The organism is Pseudomonas sp. SWI44 (assembly GCF_002947915.1).
GTDB lineage: Bacteria > Pseudomonadota > Gammaproteobacteria > Pseudomonadales > Pseudomonadaceae > Aquipseudomonas > Aquipseudomonas taiwanensis.
The window spans coordinates 977,293-995,316 of the sequence record NZ_CP026674.1; the positions used below are offsets into that span (position 1 = coordinate 977,293).

Below are 18,024 nucleotides of genomic sequence, written 5' to 3' on the forward strand. Positions count from 1 at the left end.
CCCACCTCATCACGACGAGGTGCTTCCTCCTCCAGGCTCAGCTCGCCCGCGGCGATGCGCTGGGCGCGGCCAATCACGCGCTTGAGCGGGCCGACCACGGCACGGGTAATCAGCCAGCCTGCCACTATCCCGACCAGCAAGGCCAGGCCTGTGGCCAGGGCGATGGCCAGGGCGTTTCGGGAGAGTTCACCCTGCATGGCCTTTTCCTGGCCTACGTAGGCCTGGTCGACCAAGTCAGTGACATGGGCCGCGCGCGCCTGCAACTGGGCCTTGATGCCCTGCTCCTTGCCCAGCAGGTCGGTGTATTCGTTGAGCTTGTCGGAGAAACTGCCGATGTGCCCGGCCACTTCACCCAGCACGCTCTGATAGCCGGCATCGCTAATGGCACCCTTGAGCTGATCGACCAAGCTGGCAGCCTCGACGGTCTGGGCGATACGCTCCTGGCTGCCTTGCTCCTCGCCCTTGCGGCTTTTATCCAGGCGCACCCGGGCTTCGTCCATGGCCTGCAGCATCAATCGCGACACCTGCGCCACCTGGGTCGCCTGCTCAAGGAATTCGCCGCCCTGCTGGCCCTGGGATTGCTTCAGGGTATAGGTACCATCGTCGGCCAGGCCTGACTGCAGCACGTCGAGGTTGTTGGCCACGCTGGACACCGCCCAACTGGCCATGTCCAACGCAAGCTCCTTGGCCTGCACCACTTCGACGAAAGCCTCGAAGGACTGGCCGTAGGCGTCGAGCTCAGCGGGTGCACCGCTCAATGCCGGCAAACTGCGCGCACGCTCGGTGAGGTCCTTCAGGCCTGCACGCAAGGCTTCGGCCTCCTTGATATCGGAGCGCAGCGCAAAAGCTTGTTCATGCTGGCGCAAGCGCAATAAATCGGTGTTGAACTGGGCCAGTTGGCGCAGGCCATCGAACCGTTGGCCGACACCGTGCAACGCCACGACACCGATGCCCGCCACCGCGACTGTCAACGACAGCACCAAGGCAAAACCAAGGCCCATTTTGCGGGCCATGCCCAGATTGGCCAGAATACCGTGCCTGGTCGCGCCCATTGCCGATCTCCCCTCACCCTGTCAGGTTTTGCCGAAAGCCAAGAGTGGCAATGCCGCTGGCCTGCTCACAAGGGCTTGACGTCAGAATAGTGTCAAATAGCTATGAACGTGTCGTTTTCAGCGTGCTGAAGGTCGTCCTGCGTGCTGGAAGAAGGCCTGGGCGCGAGAGTCCTGCCCGTAAGCGACATTGATGCGCAGCCATGGGCTGGGAGCGCCCTGGTAGTCGAACGCGCTGCCGGGGGTGAGCAGCACGTCGTGCTCGCGCGCCAGTTGCTCCAGGCGCGCGAATTCCAGTCCCGGCACCCGTGCCCAAACGAACATACCGCCACAGGGCTCGCACAACACCTCCCAGCCGAACTGCTCCAGCTGCCCCAGCAGCCTGGCCATGTGCTGCCCCAGGCGCACCCGCAGGCGCTGGGTGCTCTTGCGATAGCTGCCATTGGCGAGCATCTGCCCGACCACCTGCTCGGCAAAACGCGAAGTACCGATGCCGGTGACCATCTTCAACTCGGCCAGGCGCGCCAGCAGCGGTGCATCGGCCACCATGTAGCCCACCCGCAGCGAACTGCTCAGGGTCTTGGAGAAGCTGGCCAGGTAGATCACCCGCTGTTCGCTGTCGAGGGTCGCCAACCGCGTGGCCGGCCCTTCCTGGAAGTCGGCGTAGATATCGTCCTCGACGATGCGCAGGTCGTGTTCGCGGGCCAGTTCCAGCAGACGGTAGGCGACCTTGGGTGTGAGGCTGGTGCCGGTGGGGTTGTGGTACAAGCTGTTGACGAACAGGCAGCGTGGGCGGTGCTCGGCCAGCAAACGCTCGACCGTGGCCACACATGGGCCGTCGACGGTACGAGGGACCGGCAACATGCGCACTTGGTGCTGGCGCAGCAGGTTGAACAGATTGAAGTAGCCAGGGTTTTCCACCAACACCGTGTCACCTGGGCGCAGCAGCGTGCGCACCAGCAAGTCGAGGCCATGGCTGGCCCCCTGGGTGGTGAGGATGCGCTCGGGGCCGGCGTTGATATCCTGGCGCGCCAGACGCTTGTGCAAATGCTGGCGCAGACTGGCCAGGCCCAGGGGCGGGCAATAGTCGAACAGGTCCTGCGCACTGGCGCGGCTGACCTGGCGTATGGCATGGGTCAGTGCTTCGTGGGCGCGCCAGGCGGCGGGCAACCAGCCACAGCCCAGCTTCACCAGCTCGTCATGACCTTCACGGAACTGGCGCCAGCTGCCATCTCCCGCCTCGCCCCAGGTCGGCTCATCGTCCAGAGCCAGGCCCGGCTTGCGCTCGGCGACGAAGAAGCCAGTACCGTGGCGCGCCTCCAGCCAGCCGCTGGCGACCAGGCGGTCGTACGCCTCGATCACGCAGGACGCGCTGACGCACTGGTCGCGGGCCAGGGTGCGGATCGACGGCAGGCGCGCGCCTGGGCGCAGGCGCTGCTGGGTGATCCAGGTTTGGAGGTGCTGGGTGAGTTGCTGCACCAGAGGGGTGGCGCTGTCGCGGTCCAGGGGGATGTGCATGGGCAAGTGTTCGCTGTTTTTTGGCGAACAGTTAAGCATAAATCGATGCGGGGTGTGTCTTGTGAGGGGCATGGGCGCACTGACACCCTAACCGGAATTCTGGAGAAGAGGCCTGACTTGAGCTTTGAGGTGCCACGAAAATCGAGCGCCGCGCGGCGCATCGCGAGCAAGGCTCGCTCCTACGTTTGTTTCGGGCCAATAACGCCTGTGACAGGCGCGCGCGACCGACTTGTTGGTACGACTCGATATCGAACGATGCGCCAAAGCGGTCGCGCGCATATCCCACAGGCATAACTGGCCCGAAACAAACGTAGGAGCGAGCCTTGCTCGCGATGCGCCGCGCGGGCGGCGCTCGATCTGCTAGGCACCCAAAAAAGTTGTGGCAAACCCAATAAACTCAGGACCTGAACACCATGCCCCCGCACCCCACCCCCGCCCTGCTGGCCTTCGCCCTGTGCCTGATCACCCTTGCGGTGAACCTGCCAGCCCCACTGTACATCGCCTACGCCGACCTCTCCGGCCAAGGCGCCGCCGCCACTGCCGTGGCGTTCTCCGCCTACGTGGTGGGCGTCATTCCCGTGCTGCTGGCCCTGGGCGGCCTCGCCGACCGCATCGGGCGACGACCACTGATCATTGCCGCGCTGTTGCTGTCGATGATCGCGACCTCACTCATGCTGCTTGCCCCCGGCTTGCACACCCTCGCCTTGGCGCGCCTGTGCCTGGGCCTTGGCACTGGCCTCGCCACCGCCACGGCGACCGCCTACATGGGCGAACTGATGGGCGCCGACCACAGCGCACGCGCCGCCACCTGGGTGACCGCCAGCACCTCCCTGGGCTTTGGCCTGGGGGCGGCGCTGACCAGCCTGTTCCTGTTGCACGAAGCCAGCCTCACACCCGGCAGTTTCCACTTGCAACTGCTACTTGCGGCCTTGGCCGTGCTGCTGGTGTGGCGCCTGCCCGACCCACGCCAGGCGCAACGCGGCGCCATGCTGCGCCTGCCCTTCTACCCCCGAGGCAGCGTTGCCTATGGCTTTGCGATTCTGCTGGCCTGGGCCTGCTCGGGGCTGGTGATTGCGCTGTTGCCAGGCATTTTGCGCCAGCACGGCCTGAGTGAATGGTCGGGGGTCTCGACGTTTTGCGTGATCACTTGCGGGTTGGCGTTCCAGCCCATGGCACGCCGCATGGCCAGCAGCAAAGCGACTCTGCTGGGACTTGCGATTTTACCGTGCAGCTACGCCTTACTGGCCTGGGGAGCCGACCACGGGCAGTTGGCGGCAGTGCTGTTGGGTGCAGTCGCCGCCAGCAGTGCGTGTTACGGGTTCATCTACCTGGGTGGATTAGCGGCAGTGAACCACCTGGCCGGCACAGAAAAGACCCGCGCCAGCGCCGGGTTCTTTCTGCTGGCCTACTTCGGCTTCAGCCTGCCGGTGATCTTCACCGGGTTGCTGAGCGACCGGCTCGGGCCGCGGCTGGCACTGGTGGTGTTCGGGCTGGCATTGCTACTGGGCTGCGCAAGTGTGGCCGTGGCCCTGGTACGCGGCGCACGCCCGGCACAGCTGGCAGCCCAGGCGTCGTCCTAGATGGCCGTCGCGCCGCCGTCGACCGTCAGGCAGTGCCCAGTGGTAAACGCCGCGCCATCACTGCACAGGTACAACACCGCGCTGGCGATTTCCTCGACCTTGCCGATGCGCCCCACCGGGTGCATCGCCGCAGCGAACTCGGCCTTGCGCGGGTCGGCCTCGTAGGCGCGGCGGAACATATCGGTGTCGATGACTGCCGGGCACACGGCATTCACCCGAATGCCTTTCTTCGCATACTCGATGGCGGCCGATTTGGTCAGGCCAATGACCGCATGCTTGGACGCGCTGTAGATGCTCATCTTCGGCGCCGCCCCCAACCCCGCCACCGATGCGGTGTTGACGATCGCCCCGCCGCCTTGCGCCAACAGCAACGGCAGCTGGTACTTCATGCACAACCACACCCCCTTGACGTTGACGCCCATGATGGCGTCGAACTCCGCCTCACTACCCTCGGCCAGGCGCCCCTGCTCGATCTCGATGCCGGCATTGTTATAGGCGTAGTCCAGCCGCCCGTAGGCCTCGATGGCCTTTTCGTGCAGTTGGCGCACCTGCGCTTCCTGAGTCACGTCACAGGCCACGAACAACGCTTCGCCACCCGCCTCGCGAATGCGCATGGCCGTCACTTCGCCGCCCGCCTCATCCAGGTCGGCCACCACCACCTTGAGGCCCTCTTGGGCAAAGGCCAGCGCCGTCGCCCGGCCAATGCCCGCCGCGCCGCCGGTGACCAGGGCTACCTGGCCGGAAAAGGTCATGCTCATAGCTCGCTCCTTGGGTTGGATGCTCCGGCCTCACCGGCGCCTACAGGGTTCCGAGGCCGTTGCAGGAGCCGGCTGGCCGGCGATGAAGGCTCATCGGATATCGAGCAGAGTCTAGTCAGACCGCCTTTAGGCTGGGCAGCATCATCAAGGCAGCAGTTGGGCTAACATGCTTGTCAGTGATGTTACTGACCCACCTGCATCAGCAAGGTAAATTGAGCCATCCACCTGCCTAAAGGACCTGTCATGACCCACACCAATCGCCGCTTCCTGCTTGCCAAACGCCCGGTCGGTGCCGTGCGCCGCGACGACTTCACCTTCGAGGCGGTGCCTGCCGCCGAGCCGGGCGACGGCCAGGTTCTGGTGCGCAACCTCTACCTATCGCTGGACCCGGCCATGCGCGGCTGGATGAACGAAGGCAAGTCCTACATCCCGCCCGTTGGCCTGGGCGAGGTGATGCGGGCCTTGGGCGTGGGCGAAGTGATCAGCTCCCGCCACCCCGACTACAAGCCGGGCGACCACGTCAGCGGTGCCCTCGGCGTACAGGACTATTTCACCGGCGAGCCCCAGGGCCTGCACAAGATCGACCCACGCCTCGCCCCCCTGCCCCGTTACCTTTCTGCACTGGGCATGACCGGCATGACCGCCTACTTCGCCCTGCTCGACGTCGGTCAACCCAAGGCTGGGGAGACGGTGGTGATCTCTGGCGCTGCGGGCGCGGTGGGCAGCCTCGTCGGGCAGATCGCCAAGATCAAAGGTTGCCGTGTGGTCGGTATTGCCGGCGGCGCGCAGAAGTGCCAGTACCTGAAGGACGAACTGGGCTTTGATGGCGTGATCGACTACAAGGCCGAAGACGTGCTCGCCGGCCTCAAGCGTGAGTGCCCGAAAGGCGTGGACGTGTACTTCGACAACGTTGGCGGCGAGATCCTCGATGCCGTGCTGACCCGCATCAACTTCAAGGCACGCATCGTCATTTGTGGCGCCATCAGCCAGTACAACAACAAGGAAGCGGTCAAAGGGCCGGCCAATTACCTGGCGCTACTGGTGAACCGGGCGCGCATGGAAGGCTTCGTGGTGATGGACCATGCCAAGGAGTATGGCAAGGCCGCTCAGGAGATTGCCGGGTGGCTGGCCAGCGGGAAGGTGAAGAGCAAAGAGGATGTGGTGGAAGGGTTGGAGACGTTTCCAGAGACGTTGTTGAAGCTGTTCAGTGGGGAGAATTTTGGGAAGTTGGTGTTGAAGGTTTGATAGCTTCCCCTCTCCGATGACCCGGTGGGCGCAACGCTTGCATGAACGCTGCGCCCGTTGGCTTGGCTTGTCGGTTAGAAGCTGAACCCGGAGAAGATGATGTCTTCAGCCTGCTCGACGGACACCTTTGGGATCACTGCGTCCGGAATCCTGGAGGTTTGCGACAGGTTGTAGACGGAGAAGCGTTCGTCCACGACACGGTCAGCCATCAACTTCATCGATGGCAAGATGCGGCTTTCGAAGTAATCGTCCAGGCCACAAGGCGAAATAGCTCGTCCCGCCGTTTCGTAGAAACGTCCAGCGGCCTGCGTCAGATCAACGCCCACCAGGAACACCTGCGTGAACCCTACGTGGTAGGCAATCTGCAATGCGGCATAGGCAACGGTCCGGGCGTCGAAATAGCCAGCGGATAGGTCCTTGCTGAAGCCCAATGTCCGTGAGCGCGAACGCCAGAATTCACGGCTGCGTACCAGGTCCGGCTGTGGATTGAACGCCGATTCGTAAAGGGTCGAGCGGCTTGCCTTGGTTAGTGGGTAGATTTCAGCACTGGTCGAAGTCTGGGCCGCTTCAATCTCGTCCGGCCAAAGAGCGAGCCGGCGGCTCAGCGAAAGAGCACTGGCGTAAAGGTCAGGTTGCTGCCGAGGGAATCCGGTGTCCGTGCATACATAGAAGAACGGACGGATACCGCTACCCTCGAACATCGAGATCGCGCCGTTGAGCGTGATCATCGGAATGTCGGCAAATCGCTGGAAGGGAAAATCCTTGGCTGAGGAGCCAGAGGCGACAATAAACACCGGCCCTTTGGCGATACCACGGCATGTTGCGAAATCTCTTACAGGCCCCCAAAGAGATTGCCTCTTGACGCTGAGTACTTCCACCGTGCCTCCACTGAAATCGTGCGCGGCGGACTATACACAAAACGTTTACCAAGAACCATCCAAGATCAACCACGCACAGCCCCAGTCCACCATCAGACTATTCCGATATTGGAAGAAGAATCGTCTGCCGAGGATTGTAAAAGGTGGTGTTCGCCGGGATGTCCCGGGTCACCAGCGACATGGCGCCTATGACGACATTGTCGCCAATACTGATGCAGTCGGCGATGATGCAGCTGTTGGCACCGAGGCTGACGTTGTCGCCGATGGTTAGTGAGTATTGCTCCAGGCCGAGGGTCTTGATGCCGATCGTGCAGTTCTGACGGATGAAGAAATTGCGACCGATAGTCACGTAGCCAGTGATCACTACGCCGGGCAAATGGGCGATGCGTAGGCCGGGGCCGATTTGCGCGCCGATGTCAATGTCTACCCCGTACTTGAGGTTGAGCCTCTGCTGCATTCCCCGAGCGTAGCTCCTGGCCAGGCCGCCTCGGGCGTTTAGGTACTGAGCAAGCCGGTACTTGAAGAGAAAACGCAGCTTATTGTGCCGCCGTATGCGTCGGAGGATGTTGAACAACAGGCTGATTCGGCGTCCTGGCTTTTTCTTGTTGGAGACTTCCTGCCGCCAGCATTCGAGTAGGTTTTCGAGGTTCACACGCGGGTACCAATGGGATCGACCCGCCATGATGCCCAAATGGCGACGGAGATGCAGCAGGTTGCTGCACTCCGCGCCCACTCCTTTCAGCTGACGCCAAAGGAAACCTTCGTCTGGATTTGCATTCTCCTTAGTCAGCCCATACCCACAATGGCGACCGCTAAAGACAAGTAGCCTATTGAGCTACTACATCCTGCAATATGTTAATCATTGTTACAAAATCAATAGCCCAAGAAATTGAAATGAAAGTAGGAGAATTCACCAAAGAATGGTTGAAAATCAACAGGGGATTGGAGAAATCAGTAGGTTCCTAACTACAACAGCTACGGTCCTCGACCCTGCCCTTGCACTGGGTAGCTCCCGCTTAGCGGTAGCCGCTCCCCAGAGCCGGCCCAGGTGTACAAGCCTTTGAGCTTCGCGTACCCTTGCTGCGAAACCGCCATCATTGGGCCTTCCAGTCGAGCGGTAAAAAAATGCCAACAAACTGCACACCATGAATGCAGTAAAGAGTCAAGGTTAGAGGCTTAACTATGCACGCTCCATGTCTCGATGCTACTGATACACCTCTGGTGACAGTCATCATCGCGTCTTACAACCACGCGCGCTACATTGAAGAAAGTATCAACAGCGTTTTAAACCAGACCTATAAAAACATTGAGCTGTTGATTATCGATGACGGTTCGAAAGATGAAAGCCCAACTCTCTTAAAGCGGTTGCAAGCGCAACATGGCTTCGACCTGCGACTCCAGGCCAACCAAGGCTTGGCGCGCACCCTGAATGACGCCATCGCACGTGCCAAAGGCTCGCTGATTGTCCCGTTCGGCTCTGACGACATCATGCTGCCCCACCGTATCGCCACCCAAGTGGCATACCTGCAAGGGAAACCTGAAGTCGGCATCTGCTCGGCGAATATCGAAACAATCGACCAGAATGGCCGAGTGATGGGTGCACGCGAGCAGCGCAACCGTAACCTGCCCTTCCGCCGTCTGGATTTCGATGACCTGTTCCTGGACCGTAAGCCCGGGCCGATGGCTGCGACTCTAATGATACGCCGTGAAGCACTCGATAAAGTCGGTGGCTTCCATGACAGCATTCGGCTAGAGGATGTTTACATCGAACTGGCGATTGCCCGTGCCGGCTACTACATCGATGTGCTGGGCGAGGTGCTGGCGCAATACCGCGACCACCCGAGCAATACCTTCAAGAACGGCCGCTTCATGGTCGACAATGTGTTGCAAACCTACGCGGTGTTCCAGGACCACCCACAGTATGAGCAGGTGTGCATGAACTTCCGTAACTCGATGGTGTTGAAGTACGCCAACCGAGACAAGGCGCTGAGCCGGGAAATCCTTTCGGAAATCCCGGTCAGGTACTGGAACCGGAAGACCTTGCGCGGCATGTGGCGACTGGTCTGTTCTTAAGCAGACCGACCGCGCTTCCAGTGGATCAGCGATTGGCCATAGACGAGCGCCATGGGGATCCAGATCAGGAACCAATGCTCCTTAGGGCGTGACATGAAAGCGCTGCCTTCTGTCAGGCCCGAGGCGAAGCCGAAGATCAGCCAAGTGGCTGCAATTGTAACGCCGGGGTGCTTGCGATAAAGCCAGCTGAAGTGCATCGCCAATCCGTAAAGCGTCATCCACAGCACTAGCCCTACGATGCCACCCGCGTACAACACACCCAATTCGATGTTGTGCGGGTCGGCCAAGGTTTTGGTCAAACCGGGAATGATCACCGTCATCGGAGCGTCGAAACCATGGCCAAGCCAGGGATGCTCACCGATCTGACGCAGGGCTTCCATCCAAATAGCCGGACGGTATGACATACCACGCTGGATAACAGCCTCAGGGTAAGCCAGTACCACGCAGATGGCTGCGATTGCGACCGCCGCAATGGCCAGCAGACCACGTCGACGATCTCCTACTATCAGAAGCCAGCCTAAAGCGGCAGCCAAGCCAACCAATGGTGTACGCGAACCCGTTGCCAGCACTGCCAGCCCCAGCACTGCGAGAGAGAGCAGTGGCAGCGGGCTGAACGGGCTGCGCGCTTGGAACCAGGACGCCAACCAGTAGGCCGCGAATGCCCCAAATACGTGAGCGGTGAGCAGAGGATTGTAGAGCGCACCGTATCCATTCAACCGCCGACCGGCTAGCACTGGAGTGCTGTACAGGTAGTAAGCCAGCGACAAACCCGCTGCCATCGCAGCAAAGATCGCCGCGAACCGTGTGCACTGGTCCAGTTGCGTAGGGGAACGCAGGCTGATGATACCCGCAGCAAACAGCAGCATGGCAATGTACAGGGGCCGCTTGACCAGACTGCCTGTAGAGTTTTCGGTGTCTGACCAGGCAATGGTCAACAGTGTGTACGCACTGAACGCCAGGAAAGCCAGAAACAACGGGTTCATGACCATAGGCCTGAACAGATCCCGCTGCTTGACCAGCATCAGCAGCGTGGGAACCGCCAGAAAGATATAAAACAGTTTATGGAACGCAGCACGGTCCCAAGCCCAGAACATCCCTGTGAGGATGACCACCCACCCTACCGGCAAAACGTAGCTATTGATCAGGCTACCCAGGCGCTGAACTGGCGATTCAACTGCAACATCAACTGACATTTAGCGTTCTCTGACAAATAGGACATCGAAATCGTATGTCCTATACGATTTCGGTTTCTGAACTTCAGTGATTGCGTTTGGCTCAGCCGCGAATCTCTGCCACGACCGCAGCCAAGGCTTTGGCCGGGTCTGCTGCCTGGCTGATCGGGCGTCCAATCACGAGGTAGTCCGAGCCCGCATCCAGTGCCTGGCGCGGGGTCAGAATGCGACGCTGGTCGTCCTGGGCACTGCCCGCCGGGCGAATGCCCGGAGTGACCAGTTGCAACGAAGGATGTGCCGCCTTCAGCGCCGGAGCCTCAAGTGCCGAGCACACCAAACCGTCCATACCGGCCTTCTCTGCCAGAGCGGCCAGGCGCAGCACCTGCACTTGCGGGTCGACATCCAGACCGATGCCTGCCAAGTCCTCACGCTCCATGCTGGTGAGCACGGTCACGCCAATCAGCAGAGGCTGCGGCCCGCTGCGCTTGGCCAGTTCTTCACGGCAAGCCGACATCATGCGCAGGCCACCAGAGCAATGAACGTTGACCATCCACACACCCATCTCGGCTGCCGCCTTCACTGCCATGGCCGTGGTGTTGGGGATGTCATGGAACTTGAGGTCGAGGAACACTTCGAAACCCTTGGCGCAGAGGGTCTCGACGATGCCCGAGGCACTGCTGGTGAACAGTTCCTTGCCAACCTTTACCCGGCATAGGGCGGGGTCAAGCTGGTCAGCCAGCTTCAGGGCGGCCTCGCGGGTCGGGAAATCCAGGGCAACGATCAGGGGCGTCTGGCAGGCGGACATGGTCTGGGTCTCTTGGCAATTCGAAAACGGCGCGCATTGTAAACGATGTGGCACAGGCTTGGGTGGCCATGGGGCAGCAGAATTGGCCCAACGGTGGCCGGCTCCTATAATTGAACCAACGGAGACGGCAATCGCTCAAAATTTGTACAAGCGATTGCATTGATGATAACAGGAGAACAACAGATGCCCTGGTATGCCTGGCTGATACTCATCATAGCCCTCGGCTCGATTGTCGGTGGGCTGATGTTGCTGCGAGATACGGCGAAGAAGCTGCCTTTGACGGAGGAGCAGCTTAGGAAAGTGCATGAGCGCAACGCTGAAGCAGATGCCAAGGATGCGCAGGATAGGTGAAAGATGCACGACCGGGCGGCAAGCGGCGCTTATCTGGAGGCCCTATCGCCGGCTTGCCGGTAACAGGGCTGCAAAACGGCCCTATTACCGGCAGAGCACGCCCTGAGAGAACAGCGCCAACAATCGTTCGGCGCTACCTCCAGGCTTACTCGACCATTAACTTGCCCCGGTTCCTCTCGAGCAACGCATTGCCAATCCCTTTGATTTCCAGCAACTCATCCACCGACGTGAAAGGCCCATTAGCCTCCCGATAGGCCACAATGGCGTCAGCCTTGGCCTTGCCGATACCATTGAGTGCTTTCTGCAAGGTGGCCGCATCGGCCTTGTTCAAGTCCAGCCGCCCGGCTGGCGCCTCCATCTGGCTTACCAGCGGCACAGGCTCTTTCATGGCACCGACTTCAGCCGGTGCAGCGCTCAACGAAAAGGACAGGCCGGCGAACAACGGCAGCAGCAGGTAATTGAGGACGGTATTGCGCATGAGTAGTCACTCCTTTGAGTTGATTGGGTGTGCAGCTGTTTCCATCGCTGCCCCTTCAACCTAGCGACTCACGCGCAATACCACCAGCTTGATTGCAGTGGGATTTGTGACTGGATTAGACGTCACAACTTGTTGCGGTACAACTTCCTACATCAAGCGGGTACAACGCCTTCCTGGCAGTAAGATTGAGCACACCTGGCAGGCAAACACGGCGACTCCCGAAGTGCTGATTCACTCAAACACGTCAGCGTCTTCCAGTGCCTTACCTACTTGGTCCTTGGCAGACAACGTAGGTGCAAAGTCAATCGGCCATTCGATAGCGATCTGAGGGTCATCCCAGGCAATGCAACGTTCGCTCTTGGCCGAATAGAAGTCCGTGGTCTTGTAAACAAACTCAGCGGTCTCGCTCAAGGTCACGAAACCATGGGCAAACCCAGGGGGAATCCACAGCTGGTGATGATTCTGCGATGACAGCACGGCACCTACCCACTTGCCGAAGGTGGGCGAACCGCGACGGATATCCACCGCCACATCGAACACCTCGCCCTGAACCACACGAACCAGCTTACCCTGGGCGTGAGGCGGCAACTGATAATGCAAGCCGCGCAGCACGCCCTTCACAGAGCGGGAATGGTTGTCTTGAACGAAGTCCGGCTGCAGGCCAGTGACTTCGTTGAACACTCGAGCATTGAAACTCTCGTAGAAAAAGCCACGCTCATCGCCGAATACCTTGGGAGTGAACAGGATGACTTCAGGGATGGCCATTGGAATAGCGTGCATCAAAATACCTTCACTTCAAGCAGGTTTTGCAAGTACTTCCCGTAGCCGTTCTTCAGCAGCGGCTGTGCCAGGCGCGTCAGCTGTTCGGCGTCGATCCATCCAGCGCGGTAGCAAATTTCTTCCGGGCAGGCCACCTTGAGGCCTTGGCGGCGCTCCATGGTGGCGATGAATTGGCTCGCGTCTAGCAGGCTGTCGTGGGTACCGGTATCCAGCCAGGCATAACCACGGCCCATGATCTCGACTTGCAGTTGCTGCTGTTGCAGGTACAGGTTGTTCAGGTCCGTGATCTCAAGCTCACCCCGTGCAGACGGTTTCAGTTGCTTGGCCAGGTCTACCACCTGGTTATCGTAGAAATAGAGCCCGGTTACGGCGTAGTTGGATTTCGGGACTTTCGGCTTCTCTTCAATCGACAATACGCGCCCTGTTTCGTCGAACTCCGCGACACCGTAACGTTCGGGATCCTGAACGTGATACGCAAAGACCGATGCGCCGCTCTCTTGCTTATCGGCACTGAGTAACAGCGACTGGAAGTCATGGCCGTAGAAAATGTTGTCGCCTAGTACGAGAGCCGACGAAGCGTTGCCGATGAAGTCAGCCCCAATGGTGAAGGCCTGTGCCAAACCATCTGGACTAGGCTGCACGGCGTAAGTGAGGTTGATACCCCACTGACTACCATCGCCGAGCAACTGCTCAAAGCGCGGAGTGTCCTGCGGTGTTGAAATGATCAGGATGTCACGAATGCCCGCCAGCAACAGCGTGCTGAGCGGGTAATAGATCATCGGTTTGTCGTACACAGGCAACAACTGCTTGGATACCGACAGTGTCGCGGGGTGCAGGCGAGTGCCCGAGCCACCCGCCAGAATGAGTCCTTTGCGTGCCATAGGAATTCCTGTTACTGGATCTCGTCCAGCATCCGTTGCACACCTTGTTGCCAAGGAGGCATTTTGAGATTGAAGGTCTCTTCAAGTTTAGCCAATGCCAGCCGAGAATTTCGCGGGCGCGGGGCTGGAACCGGATACGCCTCGGTACTGATTGCACCAATCTGCTCGGCGCAAACCTTCAAGACAGCGCCGTTGCGGCTGGCATGCGCCAATACGAACTGAGCATAGGCATGCCAGTTGGTTTCACCAGCGGCGGCAAGATGATAGGTACCGGCCAAATGGCCCGAGCTCTGCCCGCTGAAGATCTGCCGCACGATGTGCGCGGTGACATCGGCGATCAGTTCCGCACCGGTCGGGGCGCCGAACTGGTCCGCAACCACGTTCAGCGCATCGCGCTCGCCCGCGAGGCGCAGCATGGTCTTGGCGAAATTGTGACCGCGCGCAGCATATACCCAACTGGTGCGCAGCACTATGGCAGATGCTCCAGTGGCCTGAATTGCCCGTTCGCCGTCAAGTTTGGTGCGACCGTAGACGGATAAGGGTCCAGTGGGGGCGTCTTCCTGCCACTTTGCCTGGCCACTGCCATCGAACACATAGTCTGAGGAATAGTGGATCAGCCATGCGCCCAGTTTTGCAGCTTCGCGCGCCAAAACCCCTGGCGCTTCAGCATTGATCCGAGTGGCTAACGCTAGTTCACTTTCGGCCTTGTCTACTGCCGTATAGGCTGCGGCATTGACGATCACGTCTGGAGAGACCGACCGTACGGTGGATGCCAAGCCATCGAGATCACTCAGATCGCCGCACAGACCACTGTCACCGTTGCGATCAAGCGCAATTACCTCGCCCAGTGGCGCGAGAGCACGCTGCAACTCCCAGCCTACTTGCCCGTTCTTGCCTAGCAGCAGAATTTTCAAGCTTTATTCGCTCCATACTGCTGTGCGACCCAGTCACGGTAGCTGCCATCCATAACACCCTTCACCCACTCCTGGTTGGCCAGGTACCAGTCGACCGTTTTGCGGATACCGGTCTCGAAGGTTTCTGCAGGCTTCCAACCGAGCTCACGCTCGATCTTTCGGGCGTCGATGGCATAACGGCGGTCGTGGCCTGGGCGATCTGCTACGTAGGTGATGAGCTCATCATAGTGCTCGACTGGCTTACCGGTGGCTTGGTTGATCACGTTACGTGTGGTCGATGGAGCCAGCTCATCCAGCAGGGCGCAGAGAGTGCGGACAATGTCGATATTGGCCTTTTCGTTCCAGCCGCCGATGTTGTAGGTTTCTCCACAGGTGCCGGCTTCCAGTACACGGCGGATGCCCGAACAATGGTCCTCGACAAATAGCCAGTCGCGAATCTGCTTGCCGTCCCCATAGACCGGCAGTGCCTTGCCGGCCAGAGCGTTGACGATCATGAGGGGGATAAGCTTTTCTGGGAAATGGAACGGGCCGTAGTTGTTCGAGCAATTGGTAGTGAGCACTGGCATGCCATAGGTATGGAAATAGGAACGCACCAAATGGTCGCTGGCCGCCTTGCTTGCCGAGTAGGGACTGTTGGGGGCGTAGGCTGTGGTCTCGGTGAATGCTGGATCGGTTGGGCTCAGCGTGCCGTATACCTCATCAGTGGAGACATGCAGGAAGCGGAAGGCTTGCTTTTCTGCGCCTACCAGACTGTTCCAGTGCGCACGGGCTGCCTCCAAGAGACGGAAGGTGCCCATTACGTTGGTTTCAACGAAAGCTTCAGGACCGCTGATGGAACGGTCTACGTGGGACTCGGCGGCGAAATGGACCACGGCGCGGGGCCGGTGATCGGCGAACAACTGGGCCAGGAGAGGTGCGTCGCAGATATTGCCTTGGATGAGCTGGTGGCGGCTGTTGCCTTCGATCGATTGAAGGTTGCCGAGGTTGCCGGCGTAGGTCAATGCATCGAGGTTCAGGACCGGTTCGTCGTTACGAGCACACCATTGGAGGACGAAATTTGAGCCGATGAAGCCGGCACCGCCTGTGACTAAGATCATCGAAAATCCTCGAAAGTTTTACGCAGAGTGGGCTCCCACACCTGAGAGTAGACGTACGAAGCTACCAGGGAAGAAACGTATAACACTCACATCGGCGATTAGAATACCTAGATCACGCCGGCATGCACCTGAATTCCGAGCTCCAATGATGAATTGCATTCGTAAGAGCTGAGATCTCTGCTTGCCAAGGCAACTCCTCCCCACCGGTCCAAAGCACCAGCGTCTTGTAGCACCCAATCAGGGTGTGTACGCACGGATGCAACCACAAAGATCCCTGCCACATCGGAATTTTTAGCTCGTTAGGGGGCTGCGCGCCTCTAGCAGCTTCATGCTAAAGAATTGCCAATGAATATTTTTATATTCTACCCGCTATTGCTGAAGTAGCTGCAATTCAAGCAGCTACTTCGCATGGCACGTCACGACACAGTGGGCTATCAAATAATATCCAGATGCTTAATCTGACTCAAGCTTCCCAGCCCGAAACTTTAGCGCCACGAGCATTAAAGGTAACCATGCAACTAACGCACCCAACGCTCCATCAATCCAACCCATTGCTACCGATACCGCTATCGGCCATAGCCAGAGTAAATTTAGGACAAGAACTGCCATTGTAACCGGAAGGTGTCGACCAAAACTACGGGAGGCATATTGATAGGCATGACTTCGATGAGCCTCATAAACTTTGTCACCTCGCAGCAACCTCCGCAACAATGTAACCGTCGCATCAACGATAAACACGCCCAGCAGTATCAACCAAACATAGAAAAGCTTAGGCGATACCCAGGCGGCCTGGATTGACAATACACCTAAGGCAACACCCAAGAATCCGCTGCCTGCATCCCCCATGAAGATACGTGCCGGTGGAAAGTTCCAAACCAGAAATCCAGCCACTGCCGATGCCAGAAGCAGAGGCGCCAACAGCAACCCCGGAACATCTATCAGCAGGTAAACCATACACGCACCGAGGCAGACAGTTATTGCTTCGACACTGGCAATTCCGTCGATACCATCCATAAAATTGTATAAATTGAGCAACCACACGAGGTAGAACAATCCGACAACATGGCCGAGCCACCCCAAATTTAATTCGACGCCAAACATCGTTAATGGGGGAAGCCCACCCAGCCAAAACAGAGCCCATAGCGAAGCGCCAAAATGGCCTAGTAAACGCCACCGTGCCGCGATATGCCCATGGTCATCAAGGAATCCCAAGACAGCAATGAAGGCACCGGCACCAAACAAAGACCAAGTGGTCGTTGCATCTATAAGGGCTGCTCCATTAAGCCACAAAAGTGCAATTAAAAAGGCTACAACGATCGCTACTCCACCACCTCGGGGTGTAGGAACACTATGAGAGCTGCGAGCATTGGGGATGTCCATGATGCTGCGAGCCAGAGCGTAACGACGTAAAAGCCAAGTCAGACCACAAGAGAAAGCAACAACCATTGACACGGCAAGCAAAAGGGTCATGAATTAGTCCAATTCAAGCAATAAAATCAAAATCGTTGACGGTATTCCGAGCCTATACGCTTAAGCGCTTCAGCAGTACTTTCCTTGGGCGTCCAAGCGAGAAGGTGCCGCGCCTTTCCTGCATCAACTTGTAACGATCCGTATAGCTGGTTATAAAGTCGTTGCCGCTTCAGAATGGAGCAGGCTGTATGAATGAAAACTGGAGGTACTGGAATAAGCCAGACGGGCCGATCCATCCCTCGCGCAAGCGAGCGCACCATTTCGGCTGTAGACACGTCATCACCATCTGCTGCTAGGAAAATCTCATTAGCAGCCGCTGGATGTGAAACGGTCTTCTCCAACAAGTCAACTAAGTTACGAAGAGACACTAGGCTTCGACGGTTACGCGCTAGCCCAAAAGGCAGAGGCAACCCTCGATAAACCAATTTAAGCAGGCGGGCGAAGTTACCCGGTGCTTGCGTATCGATAACCATAGGCGGCCGGATAATCACCCATTCCATCGAGAACTGACTACATAGGGACATCAAACCCTGCTCGGCCTCCAACTTCGACTGAGCGTAGTCAGCGTGCGGGCGCGCAGGAGAACTTTCGTTAAGCAGCACCTTGGTCGTATTATCACCGTTTACACCAATCGAGCTGACGAATACGAAGCGGGCGACACCAACGCTAGCAGCGGCTTTTGCAAGTCGCAAAGTGCCATCAACATTCACACGCCGAAACGCGTCCAACGGTGAGCCGACAGTCTCATGGATTACATGGGCACGCCCGGCGAGGTGGATAACACAGTCAACCCCCCGACAGGCAACCTCCAACTGATCACTCTCGGTGATATCAGCCACGAAATACTCGATACCGTCCTGTGTCGGTAGCGCTTCGCGCACCAGTGCACGCACGTTGAAACCTTGCCCTACCAACTGCGTCACCAAGGCTTTGCCGATAAACCCTGTGGCGCCGGTTACCAAGATCGTGGCCATT

The 18,024-nt window shown here is 58.8% G+C and carries 17 protein-coding genes and 1 pseudogene; 4 read left to right on the forward strand and 14 right to left on the reverse strand.

What is annotated here, in order from left to right:
- Positions 1-20: 20 nt before the first annotated feature.
- Together C4Q26_RS28675 and C4Q26_RS04860 are read right to left on the reverse strand one after the other, a co-directional pair.
- Positions 21-1,052 (reverse strand): annotated as a pseudogene (locus tag C4Q26_RS28675) (methyl-accepting chemotaxis protein); the annotation flags it as partial.
- Between the two features lie 117 nt (positions 1,053-1,169).
- On the reverse strand, positions 1,170-2,567 hold the full coding sequence (locus C4Q26_RS04860) for a PLP-dependent aminotransferase family protein (protein ID WP_104882831.1): 1,398 nt from the start codon (positions 2,565-2,567) through the stop codon (positions 1,170-1,172).
- A 413-nt stretch (positions 2,568-2,980) separates the two neighbouring features.
- Between C4Q26_RS04860 and C4Q26_RS04865 the strand changes: the two genes are divergently transcribed.
- Positions 2,981-4,147 carry an MFS transporter gene (locus tag C4Q26_RS04865; RefSeq protein ID WP_023379310.1) on the forward strand — a complete coding sequence of 389 codons (1,167 nt, stop codon included), beginning with the start codon at positions 2,981-2,983 and terminating at the stop codon, positions 4,145-4,147.
- Here C4Q26_RS04865 and C4Q26_RS04870 read toward each other — a convergent pair.
- The gene (locus tag C4Q26_RS04870) at positions 4,144-4,905 is read right to left on the reverse strand and encodes an SDR family oxidoreductase (protein WP_104882832.1); all 762 of its coding nucleotides are present in this window, start codon (positions 4,903-4,905) and stop codon (positions 4,144-4,146) included. The two genes, C4Q26_RS04865 and C4Q26_RS04870, sit on opposite strands and share 4 nt — an antisense overlap.
- Before the next feature lie 243 nt (positions 4,906-5,148).
- On the opposite strand from C4Q26_RS04870, the gene C4Q26_RS04875 reads away from it, so the two are divergent.
- Positions 5,149-6,150 carry an NADP-dependent oxidoreductase gene (locus C4Q26_RS04875; protein WP_023379307.1) on the forward strand — a complete coding sequence of 334 codons (1,002 nt, stop codon included), beginning with the start codon at positions 5,149-5,151 and terminating at the stop codon, positions 6,148-6,150.
- Positions 6,151-6,224: 74 nt separating this feature from the next.
- On the opposite strand, the gene C4Q26_RS04880 is transcribed toward C4Q26_RS04875, so the two are convergent.
- Positions 6,225-7,028, reverse strand: a complete 804-nt coding sequence (locus C4Q26_RS04880) for a lipopolysaccharide biosynthesis protein (RefSeq protein ID WP_104882833.1) — start codon at positions 7,026-7,028, stop codon at positions 6,225-6,227.
- Between the two features lie 97 nt (positions 7,029-7,125).
- The gene (locus tag C4Q26_RS04885; RefSeq protein WP_027907240.1) at positions 7,126-7,680 is read right to left on the reverse strand and encodes a serine acetyltransferase; all 555 of its coding nucleotides are present in this window, start codon (positions 7,678-7,680) and stop codon (positions 7,126-7,128) included.
- 530 nt (positions 7,681-8,210) lie between these two features.
- Between C4Q26_RS04885 and C4Q26_RS04890 the strand changes: the two genes are divergently transcribed.
- Positions 8,211-9,101, forward strand: coding sequence for a glycosyltransferase (locus tag C4Q26_RS04890; RefSeq protein WP_104882834.1), 891 nt, complete (start codon positions 8,211-8,213; stop codon positions 9,099-9,101).
- Here C4Q26_RS04890 and C4Q26_RS04895 read toward each other — a convergent pair.
- The gene (locus tag C4Q26_RS04895; RefSeq protein WP_104882835.1) at positions 9,098-10,294 is read right to left on the reverse strand and encodes an O-antigen ligase; all 1,197 of its coding nucleotides are present in this window, start codon (positions 10,292-10,294) and stop codon (positions 9,098-9,100) included. The two genes, C4Q26_RS04890 and C4Q26_RS04895, sit on opposite strands and share 4 nt — an antisense overlap.
- 82 nt (positions 10,295-10,376) lie before the next feature.
- Entirely contained in the window at positions 10,377-11,078 is a 702-nt protein-coding gene (gene pyrF / locus C4Q26_RS04900; protein WP_023379299.1) for an orotidine-5'-phosphate decarboxylase, read from the reverse strand.
- Between the two features lie 183 nt (positions 11,079-11,261).
- On the opposite strand from pyrF, the gene C4Q26_RS04905 reads away from it, so the two are divergent.
- A complete protein-coding gene (locus C4Q26_RS04905; RefSeq protein ID WP_010952850.1) occupies positions 11,262-11,429 on the forward strand; it encodes a DUF2897 family protein in 168 nt (55 codons plus the stop codon).
- A gap of 145 nt (positions 11,430-11,574) precedes the next feature.
- On the opposite strand, the gene C4Q26_RS04910 is transcribed toward C4Q26_RS04905, so the two are convergent.
- From C4Q26_RS04910 to C4Q26_RS04940, 7 genes are all read right to left on the reverse strand, one after another.
- Complete coding sequence (locus C4Q26_RS04910; protein WP_023379298.1) at positions 11,575-11,907, reverse strand: helix-hairpin-helix domain-containing protein; 333 nt, start codon at positions 11,905-11,907, stop codon at positions 11,575-11,577.
- 231 nt (positions 11,908-12,138) lie between these two features.
- Positions 12,139-12,687 carry a dTDP-4-dehydrorhamnose 3,5-epimerase gene (gene rfbC, locus C4Q26_RS04915; RefSeq protein WP_027907237.1) on the reverse strand — a complete coding sequence of 183 codons (549 nt, stop codon included), beginning with the start codon at positions 12,685-12,687 and terminating at the stop codon, positions 12,139-12,141.
- Complete coding sequence (rfbA, locus tag C4Q26_RS04920) at positions 12,687-13,568, reverse strand: glucose-1-phosphate thymidylyltransferase RfbA (RefSeq protein ID WP_027907236.1); 882 nt, start codon at positions 13,566-13,568, stop codon at positions 12,687-12,689. The genes rfbC and rfbA overlap by 1 nt, the downstream gene beginning before the upstream one ends.
- A gap of 11 nt (positions 13,569-13,579) precedes the next feature.
- On the reverse strand, positions 13,580-14,482 hold the full coding sequence (gene rfbD, locus C4Q26_RS04925; RefSeq protein ID WP_104882836.1) for a dTDP-4-dehydrorhamnose reductase: 903 nt from the start codon (positions 14,480-14,482) through the stop codon (positions 13,580-13,582).
- Positions 14,479-15,579, reverse strand: a complete 1,101-nt coding sequence (gene rfbB, locus C4Q26_RS04930) for a dTDP-glucose 4,6-dehydratase (RefSeq protein ID WP_104882837.1) — start codon at positions 15,577-15,579, stop codon at positions 14,479-14,481. Before rfbB ends, rfbD begins: the two co-directional genes overlap by 4 nt.
- 453 nt (positions 15,580-16,032) lie before the next feature.
- Positions 16,033-17,049, reverse strand: a complete 1,017-nt coding sequence (locus C4Q26_RS04935) for a glycosyltransferase family 4 protein (RefSeq protein ID WP_104882838.1) — start codon at positions 17,047-17,049, stop codon at positions 16,033-16,035.
- 26 nt (positions 17,050-17,075) lie between these two features.
- Positions 17,076-18,023, reverse strand: coding sequence for an NAD-dependent epimerase/dehydratase family protein (locus tag C4Q26_RS04940; RefSeq protein WP_104882839.1), 948 nt, complete (start codon positions 18,021-18,023; stop codon positions 17,076-17,078).
- Position 18,024: the final 1 nt, after the last annotated feature.